The sequence below is a fragment of the Alteromonas sp. B31-7 genome (assembly GCF_015767655.1).
Lineage (GTDB): Bacteria > Pseudomonadota > Gammaproteobacteria > Enterobacterales > Alteromonadaceae > Alteromonas > Alteromonas australica.
On record NZ_CP065233.1, the window covers coordinates 143,029 to 154,316 of the forward strand.

An 11,288-nucleotide genomic window follows, 5' to 3' on the forward strand; every position below is an offset into this window, starting at 1 on the left:
ACCTTTGGCTTTCTGATTAAAACAATGATGCGTTATTGTACTTAAATCTATGACAATAAGCATAGTTTTCAGATTGGTTAAAAGGCAAACCGGCGACTATTATCATTAACAAGCCGATTTAAAGGAGCTTTTTTCGCAGTGGATCATTCTTCCATACGCCAATTGCTGAAATACACACACCAAAATAAGGCGGAGGTTAAGCGTAGGCGTCTAACGCTTTTTTTCATTTCTTATGTGGGTAGCTCCATCATGGCGATTCTTGCCATTGAAAATTTGATGGTAGGCAATAACTTGCTGGCGTTTTTACTAGGGCTTTGGTCTTGCGCTATTTTTTTTAATGCTATTTTTTCCCATTTGTATAGTGGCAGCGACGTTCATTATTACATTGCTGGTGTGCTCGTAATTTTCATGTCCCTCAGCATTGTGTACACCGGTGGTTATAAAAATACGGGGCTGTATTTTATTTTTCCGCTTCTGTTTATTCAAATTATCATTGTGGGATACAAAGCAGCGATTGCTTATGTGACAGTCACTATGGGGCTCATTGTGTATGGTTTGTATAATCAATGGTTGTTGCAGGCGAATTATGACGATGAAGATGTCACGCGCTTTTTAATTTCAGCATTTTGTTTTATTTGTGTAGCTTTTATTGGCGAGTTTTTTTGGAATCAAAGCCGCAAAGAAATGTATCGAGATACCCTTGAAAATATGCGTCAGGCCAACACAGACCCGCTGACCAAACTGCCAAATCGACGTTTTTTAGAAGCGGTTTATTTTGCTCGCGCCACTGAAGACCCCGCCGACTATTTTCCGTTAAGTGTGGTGATATTAGACATTGATCATTTTAAGGTGATTAATGACACCTATGGTCACGACGTAGGGGATGATGTGTTGGTGTATATCACTAAGCTGATGAAAGCGTCTGTAAGGGCGACAGACATTGTGGCACGTACAGGAGGAGGAGAGGAATTTCTCATTATATTTCCGAGTGTTAACTTAAGTGACGCCGTTAAACTCGCTGAAAAAATGCGTGTGCATATTGAGAATAATCCGTACAAAAGCGCCGAAATTGAACACAGGATAACGGCCAGCCTTGGGGTGCAAACTGCACTAACCGATGCCCAAATAGAAGAGGCGATTAAGCAAGCTGACATCAACCTTTATGAGGCTAAACGCACAGGCAGGAATAAAGTGGTGTGATGGGCAGAGCAGGGGATACGCCATGAATGGGTAAACCCTATTTCTCCGCCCTTAGCCTCGTGGCGCTATTAAGGCGCTAGGGCTATGCCAGTACCTTTTGCAGCCATGTGGAAATATCATTGAGTTCTTGCATACACACATTGTGTTGCATGGTGTAGCTTTTCCAGCTCGCATTAAAGCCGTTATCTTTTAAGGTTTTATAGGCCGCATTGCCCATAAACATAGGTACCACTTCATCTTGATTTCCGTGGGCAAAAAAGAAAGGAATGTGGCGATTGGTCTCCTTTGCTTGTTCACTGAGCAAACCAGGCTCACATAAGTACGTAGACAAAGCCATCACACCTGCCAGCTGTTTGTCTAAACGTGGGGCAAGGTGAAGGGCAACAACCCCACCTTGAGAAAAGCCGGCTAACACAATACGGTTGGCAGGAATGCCACTGGCAATTTGTGCATCAATAAGCGCGCTTACTTGCTCTGCTGATTCTTGTACGCCGCTAAGGTCGGCACGACTATTAAAATCCAGCGACTTTATGTCGTACCATGCTCGCATGCGCATGCCGCCGTTTATGGTTACCGGCCGTTCTGGCGCATGGGGGAAAATGAATTTAACCGCCATGGATTCGGGTAATTTTAGCTCAGGCACAATAGGAGCAAACCCATGGCCAGAATCACCTAAACCATGTAGCCAAATAACGCAGGCAGTTGGCGCAACGGAAGGTTTGTGCTCTACGCAAGGCAGTAGCTGTGTCATAAGTGTCTCCCTAAATGATGTGTCGTTTTTTGCTTGTGGTGCGAATGGCTGTCGTTTCGCTATTATTATTTTTTATTGTACGCCAAGGGCAAAACGGCTGAGGAAACACAATTTGCGATGTGCCCCACCTATTGCTACTACGGCTTATTTGTTCAATATGCTACCATTGCGTTCTGAAATCACCACCTATTGAAAATAATTTAATACCTTCATGTCTTCATTACTTGGCAATTTATTTATTCTGGCTGCACCTTCAGGTGCGGGAAAATCTAGCCTTATCAAAGCGCTAATGGAAAAATACAAAGGAAGTGACAGTTATCCTATGCAGGTGTCTGTGTCTCATACCACGCGGCAACCCCGGCCTGGCGAAGTGGATGGCGAGCACTATCATTTTGTGAGTCGTGCGCAATTTGAGGCATTAATCGAGCAGGGGGTGTTTTTCGAATGGGCGGAAGTGTTCGGTAATTATTACGGCACGTCGAGAGTCACCATAGAACAAACCTTGCATAGAGGTATCGACGTTTTTCTGGATATTGATTGGCAAGGCGCGCGTCAGGTGAAAACCTTAATGCCCGATACCTGCGGCGTCTTTATTTTGCCCCCATCCATTGATGTACTCGAGCAACGACTTAACAGCCGTGGCCAAGACAGCGAAGAGGTTATTGCTGGGCGAATGAAAAAAGCCGTGGATGAAATGTCTCACTTTAGTGAATTCGACCACGTGATTATAAACGACGATTTTGCTACCGCGTTGCACGACCTCGAAGCGATAGTGATCGCGCAGCGACTGCGCACGCAAAAACAGCAAATGCGTTATCAGACATTATTGGACGAATTGCTTGGCACAGCTTAATATGTAAAAACAGGGGGTTCCTTGGGCTTTTTGTGGATCGGTAGGGTTTTGCTGGTTCAATTTCACACAAAGCGCTAGGATCGCGGCTTGCAAATGTGTATACTACGCGGCCGTTTTTTGAATTACTTGCTCAACCTAATTTTCGGAGAAATACATGGCTCGCGTAACCGTAGAAGATGCCGTAGATAAAATTGGTAACCGCTTTGACTTGGTATTGGTAGCAGCGCGTCGCGCACGCCAAATTGCCACTGAAGGTAAAGATCCTATGGTTGACGTGCAAAACGACAAGCCAACCGTTACTGCACTTCGTGAAATCGAAGAAGGTTTGGTCACAGCTAGCACGTTAGAGCAGGATCAAATTCGTGATCAAGAACAAGCAGAGCACGCAGAGTTTGCGTCTGTTGCTAACATTCTTTCTGATCAGTAATCTTCCCTTTTTGGGGTAGTAAATTAGAATTGGGCGCCAGTGCTTTGAAAAAAGCACTGGCGCTTTGCTTTTCGTGTATTGGCTTAATGCGCAATTAAACGTATTCTTAGGGTTGTAACGTTATATAAGGGCCGTGCTTCGCTGTGTATTTGTTTGAAGGTTTAAAGCAAAAAGTTGTAGAGTATTTACCTGCCGATAGAGTTCAGTTGGTGCAGGAAGCCTTCGTATTGGCGCAAGAAGCCCACGATGGTCAAATGCGTTCAAGCGGAGACCCTTACATTACGCACCCCGTTGCGGTTGCAGGCATTCTTGCAGACATGCATTTAGACCATGAAACGATTATGGCCGCCTTGCTGCACGATGTGATTGAAGACACGCACTATAGTCAGGAAGACTTAGCAGACGCCTTTGGCGACACCGTCGCCGAATTAGTGGAAGGTGTCAGTAAGCTAGATAAACTCGCCTTCAGCACCAAGCAAGAAGCGCAAGCGGAGAACTTCCGTAAAATGATGATGGCCATGGTACAAGATATCAGGGTTATCTTAATCAAGCTGGCTGATCGCACCCACAATATGCGTACGTTAGGCTCTCTGCGCCCAGACAAGCGCCGTCGTATTGCTCTAGAAACGCTGGAAATTTACGCCCCCATTGCCCACCGTTTGGGTATTCACGATATTAAAAATGAACTGGAAGACCTTGGTTTTCAAGCCATGTATCCTATGCGTCACAGAGCACTTAAATCAGCTGTGCGCCAGGCTAGGGGTAATCGAAAAGAAATCATTGAAAATATACGTGAAGAACTGCACACACGTTTAGATGCATTCAAAATTGAATCAAATGTCTTAGGCCGCGAAAAGCATCTGTATTCCATTTACCGCAAAATGAAAAACAAAGAGTTAATGTTCAACGAAGTTATGGACATCTACGCGTTTCGTATTGTGGTAGACAGTGTTGATAACTGCTATCGCTCGCTAGGGGCGATGCATGGTTTGTATAAGCCAATTGAAAACAGATTTAAAGACTATATTGCTATCCCGCGGACCAATGGTTATCAGTCGTTACATACTTCGCTTATTGGTCCTCACGGTATTCCCGTAGAAATTCAAATACGTACCAAAGAAATGGATCAGATGGCAGATAAAGGCGTTGCCGCTCACTGGCTTTATAAAGAGCCAGGAGATAACGGTACGACTGCCCAGTTACGTGCGCGCAAATGGATGCAAAGCCTACTTGAACTGCAACAATCGGCGAGCTCGTCATTTGAATTTATTGAGTCGGTTAAAACAGATTTATTCCCAGATGAAATTTACGTATTCACGCCAGATGGCCGCATTATAGAGTTGCCCATGGGCGCGACCGCTGTGGACTTTGCCTATGCAGTGCACTCAGATGTGGGGAATACGTGCGTTGGTGTGCGCGTTGAACGCAGAAACTATAGCTTAAGCAAGCCACTTCAAAACGGTCAAACGGTAGAAATTATTACCTCTCCAAAGGCCAAGCCCAACGCTAACTGGTTGAATTTTGTAGTTAGTGCCCGCGCCCGTACCCGCATTCGTCAATATTTACGTAAGCAACATTCGCAAGAAGCGGTCAATATGGGTAACCGTTTACTTCGGCACGCGCTAGGCGCTGTTAAATTAGATGATATTGCTCAGCAAGATATCGATCGGGTAGTGGCGGAAACCAAACATAATGACTTTGAAGCCTTGCTGATAGACATTGGTCTTGGTAACGAATTAAGTGCAATTGTTGCTCGTCGTTTATTGGGCGAAAATACCGATTTACCTGATAAAAAGGGTAACGTGGCTATTCGTGGTACAGAAGGTTTGCTGGTGCACTTTGCACGTTGCTGCCACCCTATTCCTGATGATGAAATCGTGGCTATTTTGAGCCCAGGTAGAGGTATGGCTATTCACCAAACTGGGTGTAACAACATTAGAAAGCTGACCAAAGAAGAGCCGCAACGCGTATTACCTATGCGATGGGATGAAGAACCACAAGGTGAGTTCAAAGCCTCGCTACGTATTGAGCTAATCAATCACCAAGGAACCTTGGCTACGTTAACCAATACGATTTCTGGGTGCGACTCGAATATTATTGGTCTTCAAACCGAAGAAAAAGAGAGTAATATCTACTTTATCGACCTTGAGCTAACCACCCACAATCGTGTGCATCTAGCCAGAGTCATGAAGAAGATTCGTACAATGCCAGAAGTTCAAAAAGTGTCACGTCACAGCCAGTCTCGACACTAAACTATTAAATTTTAGGAAAAATTATGTCTAAGTCTATTATTCAGACCGATCAGGCACCTGCTGCTATTGGTACTTACAGCCAAGCAGTGAAAGCCGGTACCACTGTGTATTTATCAGGCCAGATCCCATTGGCGCCCGCCACAATGGAAATGGTGTCTGAAGATTTCGCAGAACAAGCCGTACAGGTATTTGAAAACCTAAAGGCCGTTTGTGAGGCCGCAGGTGGTACAACGAACGATTTGGTCAAGGTTAACATTTTCCTTATCGATCTTGGCCACTTTGCCACGGTTAATGAAATCATGAGCCGCTATTTCAACAAGCCTTACCCAGCACGGGCAGCGGTACAAGTTTCCGCATTGCCAAAAGGCGCGCAAATAGAAATTGACGGTGTGATGGAATTGCCGGAGTAAGCCATGTCACCAGAGCGTTACCAGCGCATAAGACAAGTGCTGGATAAAAGGCAAACCGATTTAACGGTTTGCCTAGAAAATGTGCATAAACCTCATAATGTGTCAGCCGTGGTTCGCACCTGCGATGCCGTTGGTATTCACCGCGTGCATACGGTATGGGAAGAGAAGTATCAGTTTAGACGTGGTACTGCCATGGGTAGCCAACAATGGGTACGCCAAACTAATCACGAGAACATCGGTGATGCCATGGGCGCGCTGAAAGGCCAAGGCATGCAGGTATTGGTAACACATTTGTCGGACACCGCAGTAGATTTCCGTGATGTAGACTATACCAAACCCACCGCCATTTTGTTTGGCCAAGAAAAATACGGCGCCACTGACGAAGCCATAGCCTTGGCAGATCAGGACATTGTTATTCCTATGATGGGCATGGTGCAGTCGTTGAATGTATCTGTGGCCGCTGCGTTGGTGCTTTACGAAGCGCAACGACAACGTACCATTGCGGGTATGTATAATGAACAACATCTGCCAGAAGCAGAATGTCAGGCTTTGGCTTTTGAAAACGGCTACCCGCGCTTATTCAAGCTTTGCCAACGCAAAGGGCTACCGTTTCCACCTATTAATGCGTTAGGGGAAGTTGACGCTAACGATAGTTGGTGGAAAGAAATGCAAATCACCCCATTAGGAGCGAAAGCCCTTAGCCAGCAAGAAGGGTAGTATCAACCTCGGTTTACGGCGATGAATCCTGTCCGTAAACCGTACTCGCCAAGTCCTTCACAATCCATTACACTTCAGTTTTCAAATAACTACTTCAACAAAATCAGCCGCTTGATTTAAGGAAACTGGGTCTTATGCAACCATTGGCCACGACACCGATTACTGCCCTCAAAGGGGTAGGTGCAAAAGTGGCAGAAAAGCTAAACAAAATTGGTTTGTTTACATTGCAAGATATCTTGTTTCACCTTCCTTTACGCTATGAAGACAGAACCCGAATATACAGCGTGGCGGAATGCAGGCCCTTTACCCACGTGAGTGTTCAAGGTGAAGTGAAAAGTGCAGATATTCAATACGGCAAAAAGCGTATGCTGGTGGTTAAACTGAGTGATGGCACAGGCACCATTACTTTGCGCTTTTTTCACTTTGGCGCTGTACAGCGTACAATGATGTCTCCGGGTAATATAGTGCGCTGTTTTGGCGAAGTGCGTACCGGTAAGTGGGGCATTGAAATGATGCACCCTGAATTCAAGCTGGTCGATGAAGATGCCCCTTTGGCAGAAGAGTCACTCACGCCGGTTTACCCTACCACCGAAGGGGTAAAGCAACTTACGCTACGTAATTTAACCGAACAAGCCTTAGCATTATTAGACAAAGGCGCATTGGCTGACTTACTGCCAGAAGGCATGTACGACAACCAAATTTCCCTGAACGAAGCGCTGCATACGGTACATCGGCCGCCTCCCGATGTCGACGTTCACGAAATGGAAGAGGGCTTGCACCCCGCCCAATATCGACTGATTTTGGAAGAGCTTTTATCTCATCATTTAAGCGTATTGAAAGTGCGTAAGCTGTCTGATGCTCAGCCAGGTATTGCTATTTCGGTGAACCAAGCGCTTATTGATAAACTGCTTGCACAACTTCCATTCTCGCCCACGGGCGCACAACAACGCGTGGTGGCGGATATTCAACAAGATATGCGCCATGCTCGGCCAATGATGCGCTTAGTTCAAGGCGATGTGGGGTCGGGTAAAACACTGGTGGCTGCCCTTGCAGCGTTATCGGCTATTGGCGGCGGCTATCAGGTGGCATTGATGGCACCCACTGAATTATTAGCCGAGCAACACGCGAACAATTTTCGAGAATGGTTAACACCCTTAGGTATTGAAGTGGGGTGGCTTGCTGGCAAGCTAAAAGGGAAAGCGCGGGCCGAAGTATTGGCGCGTTTAGAAGCGGGTGATATCCAAATGCTGGTGGGAACCCACGCCATTTTTCAGGAAAGCGTGAATTATCAACAGCTGGCTTTGGTCATTGTTGATGAGCAACACCGTTTTGGCGTTCATCAACGCCTAGCATTGCGAGATAAAGGGGAGCAGCAAGGGCGTTACCCACATCAGCTTATTATGACGGCAACGCCAATTCCCCGAACGCTCGCCATGACGGCATACGCCGATTTAGACACCTCAATTATAGATGAACTGCCGCCGGGCAGAACGCCAGTGCAAACCGTGGTATTACCGGACACCCGTCGTGCTGATGTTATTGAACGGGTGCGTCAGGCGTGCAAAGACCATGGTCGGCAAGCCTACTGGGTATGTACCCTTATAGACGAGTCGGAAGTGTTGGAATGCCAAGCCGCGGAAGATGCTGCGGTCACCTTGCGTACCGCACTACCAGACTTAAACGTAGGCTTAGTACATGGCCGTTTAAAGCCCGCTGAAAAAGCGCAGGTTATGGCTGATTTTAAAGAAGGGAAGCTCGACTTACTGGTGGCCACTACCGTGATTGAAGTAGGGGTAGATGTTCCCAATGCCAGTATTATGATTATAGAAAACCCTGAGCGACTGGGCCTTGCGCAACTGCACCAGCTTCGAGGCCGGGTAGGGAGAGGTGCGGTAGAAAGCCAATGTGTGCTTATGTACCAAAGCCCGCTATCGAAAACAGCCACACAGCGTTTAGGGGTATTAAGAGAATCGAGTGATGGCTTTTATATTGCCCAGCGCGATTTAGAGATACGTGGGCCTGGTGAGTTTATGGGCACCCGCCAAACCGGCATGGCAGAGCTGAAAATTGCAGATTTAGTACGAGATGCTGCCCTGATACCGAAAGTGCAAGAGATTGCCTATACCCTTTGGGAGCAATACCCCTCTCATGCACAAGCGATTATAAACCGTTGGATAGGGCATAAGGAGCAATATGGTCATGCTTAGCCGTTTGCCACTTTGGGTAGCGAGTTCGCCACAGCAAGATAGCTTCAGTGCCGATGAGAAACGAGCCGCTGCTATTAGTGATGCTTGGGGCTTCCCCATCGTAGATCGCGCGCTTAAGCCAACGGACGGATTCTATTTGCAAGTGTGCAATGATGTTTTAGGTTTGGTTGATGCCAGTGAAAAGAAAACTCTGCCTGTCGACGTCGATTTTGCTTCTCCGGCCAGCCTTTACCGAAAGCAACACGGTGGCGGAAGAAAAGAGCCCATTGTTAAAGCCATTGGGCTAAAAGGGGATGCACCTTGGCATGTCATTGATGCCACACCAGGGTTAGGGCGGGACGCATTCGTATTGGTTAGCGTTGGTTGTACGGTGACTATGATAGAGCGTTCGCCGGTGGTTGCTGCACTTTTAGAAGACGGAATTCGCCGGTTAGCTCAGCGTTATCCAGAACTAGCCCAAAGAATGGTACTGCGGCATGGAAATAGTGCCGAGGTGATGCAATACTTCAGTGGTGAGGATGTTAACGCTATTTATTTAGACCCCATGTTCCCACATAAGAAAAAGTCAGCCTTGGTGAAAAAGGAGATGCGGCTATTTCAGCAATTGCTTGGGCACGACCCAGATGCTGATGCGCTGCTCGCCCCTGCGCGTCAGCTTGCAACGCATAGAGTGGTGGTAAAACGCCCTAACAGTGCTGAAGTATTGGCTGGAGAAAAACCATCAATGGCAATAGAAAGTAAAAAACATAGATTTGATGTGTATTTGTGTCAAAAACCCTAGGAGAGCAGCATGATACAAGTTGGTAGCACCTTGCCCGAGGTGGATTTCGGTCTTTTAGTCAACGGAGAAATGACGAACCCAGGTACGAATGAACTTTTCTCGGACAAACGAGTGGTAATGTTTGCAGTGCCTGGCGCGTTTACGCCAACCTGCTCTCAGGCACATTTGCCGGGTTTTGTGGCGTTAGCCGACAAAATCAAAGCTAAGGGTATCGACAGCATTATTTGTTTGTCGGTAAACGATGCGTTTGTTATGGACGCATGGGGCAAAGCAAATAATGCTGAAGAAATTATCATGCTGGCAGATGGCAACGGCCATTTCACCAAGCAAATTGGCCTAGATATGAACACCAGTAACTTTGGTGGTTTACGTTCACTACGCTATTCCATGCTGGTAGAAGATGGTGAGGTGAAAAAGCTTAATCTTGAAGATCCTGGTCGCTTTGAAGTGAGCGACGCGCAAAGCATGTTAGATAGCTTATAAGCGCGTTACATCAATAAGCGTTACTTGACTAAGCTCGCACGCTAGAGATGTCTAGTTTGCGAGCTTTTTTATGCCACGTTTAGCCTAGTATTTTGTTTTACTCCTTACTGTCGCGTGGGGCACTTGCCAGTATGTGCGAGTAAAGTGCAAATCAATGGCGCGAGATGATCTTGCTTTGGCTTACCCCCGTTATAGAAGAGCACCGTTTAATAAGCGCGTTAGCGCCACAGGGGCTAACGCGCGTGCTGCAATAAAAGGCTCGAAATACAAGTGGTTGTAAACATTGAGGCAAGAAGCGCAGATATTCAGCACATTCACACGGTGAGTTACCTTTACTTGGTTAATGATAATAAGTATCATTTGCGAAAGAAGACAACGATTTAGGAATAATTATGACAACAACACTGAAAAAAATGGGTGCCTTGGTTTTCGCATCAGCGGTTTCATTTTCGTTACTCTCTGGCAACGCAATGGCGAATGGTGCAATTGGCGATCACGTTAATAATTTGCATGCCCACATTGGTGAATATACAGAAGAAGTGCATTGGCTAGAAAGTAAGTTTGGTAGTGTTGTTGATGCTTATGAAGCCAAAGATAAAAACCTAAAAACCGATGTTTTAATGGAATATTGGGAAGAGGTAGATTTCCATTCTGCAATTGAAACCCAATACGTGCCTATTTATGCCACTATTTGGCAAGGCATTTACGGTGTAAAAATGGCCATTGATAATGGCAAGCCTGTTGCCGATGTTCGCGTAGAGCAAGAGAAACTCAATCATGCCTTGTGGCAAGCGCTAGGCGCAGTTAAACTTGCGTCCCAATATCAAAAGAAAGGCTTGATTGATCAGGTAAAAACCACCGAAGTTGAACCTACCACAGGCCCAGAAGTTATTGACGATATTAAAACACGTTTAGATCGCGTAGTGGCTAAGTACGCTGAGCAACTACATGAAGTGGCAACGACCCTGGTACATGACACCTATCTTCAGCGCTTTGAAGGTGTAGAAGGCGACTTAATCGCAAAAGACGCTGCATTAGTGGAAGACTTAGAAAAAGACTTCAACGTAACCTTGCCACAAGCCATTTCTCAAGATAAAGGCGTAGATGCCGTTCGTCACGTGGTTGAAGCTATGCAAGTTAAGTTAGACAAAGCGCGTAAACTGCTAGTAGAAGCAGAAAAAGGTCGTAAAGACGTATTTTAAGGAAC

Annotated in this window: 11 protein-coding genes; 10 read left to right on the forward strand and 1 reads right to left on the reverse strand. The window is 46.2% G+C overall.

The window, feature by feature from the left end:
* Positions 1-138 precede the first annotated feature (138 nt).
* Positions 139-1,200, forward strand: a complete 1,062-nt coding sequence (locus tag IUA53_RS00605; protein ID WP_196897884.1) for a GGDEF domain-containing protein — start codon at positions 139-141, stop codon at positions 1,198-1,200.
* 82 nt (positions 1,201-1,282) lie between these two features.
* On the opposite strand, the gene IUA53_RS00610 is transcribed toward IUA53_RS00605, so the two are convergent.
* A complete protein-coding gene (locus IUA53_RS00610) occupies positions 1,283-1,951 on the reverse strand; it encodes an alpha/beta hydrolase (RefSeq protein ID WP_196897886.1) in 669 nt (222 codons plus the stop codon).
* A gap of 211 nt (positions 1,952-2,162) precedes the next feature.
* Here IUA53_RS00610 and gmk point away from each other — a divergent pair, with 211 nt between their 5' ends.
* From gmk to IUA53_RS00655, 9 genes are all read left to right on the forward strand, one after another.
* Positions 2,163-2,804, forward strand: coding sequence for a guanylate kinase (gmk, locus tag IUA53_RS00615; RefSeq protein WP_044055501.1), 642 nt, complete (start codon positions 2,163-2,165; stop codon positions 2,802-2,804).
* A gap of 154 nt (positions 2,805-2,958) precedes the next feature.
* A complete protein-coding gene (gene rpoZ / locus IUA53_RS00620; RefSeq protein WP_044055502.1) occupies positions 2,959-3,231 on the forward strand; it encodes a DNA-directed RNA polymerase subunit omega in 273 nt (90 codons plus the stop codon).
* A 143-nt stretch (positions 3,232-3,374) separates the two neighbouring features.
* Positions 3,375-5,483, forward strand: coding sequence for a bifunctional GTP diphosphokinase/guanosine-3',5'-bis pyrophosphate 3'-pyrophosphohydrolase (gene spoT, locus IUA53_RS00625; RefSeq protein WP_196897889.1), 2,109 nt, complete (start codon positions 3,375-3,377; stop codon positions 5,481-5,483).
* Positions 5,484-5,506: 23 nt separating this feature from the next.
* The gene (locus tag IUA53_RS00630; protein WP_044445906.1) at positions 5,507-5,893 is read left to right on the forward strand and encodes a RidA family protein; all 387 of its coding nucleotides are present in this window, start codon (positions 5,507-5,509) and stop codon (positions 5,891-5,893) included.
* Positions 5,894-5,896: 3 nt separating this feature from the next.
* Entirely contained in the window at positions 5,897-6,610 is a 714-nt protein-coding gene (trmH, locus tag IUA53_RS00635; RefSeq protein WP_196897891.1) for a tRNA (guanosine(18)-2'-O)-methyltransferase TrmH, read from the forward strand.
* Positions 6,611-6,744: 134 nt separating this feature from the next.
* On the forward strand, positions 6,745-8,817 hold the full coding sequence (recG, locus tag IUA53_RS00640) for an ATP-dependent DNA helicase RecG (RefSeq protein ID WP_196897893.1): 2,073 nt from the start codon (positions 6,745-6,747) through the stop codon (positions 8,815-8,817).
* Positions 8,810-9,598 carry a class I SAM-dependent methyltransferase gene (locus IUA53_RS00645; RefSeq protein ID WP_196897895.1) on the forward strand — a complete coding sequence of 263 codons (789 nt, stop codon included), beginning with the start codon at positions 8,810-8,812 and terminating at the stop codon, positions 9,596-9,598. Before recG ends, IUA53_RS00645 begins: the two co-directional genes overlap by 8 nt.
* A gap of 9 nt (positions 9,599-9,607) precedes the next feature.
* Entirely contained in the window at positions 9,608-10,081 is a 474-nt protein-coding gene (locus IUA53_RS00650) for a peroxiredoxin (RefSeq protein ID WP_044445907.1), read from the forward strand.
* A gap of 392 nt (positions 10,082-10,473) precedes the next feature.
* Entirely contained in the window at positions 10,474-11,283 is an 810-nt protein-coding gene (locus IUA53_RS00655) for a hypothetical protein (protein WP_044445908.1), read from the forward strand.
* Positions 11,284-11,288 lie beyond the last annotated feature (5 nt).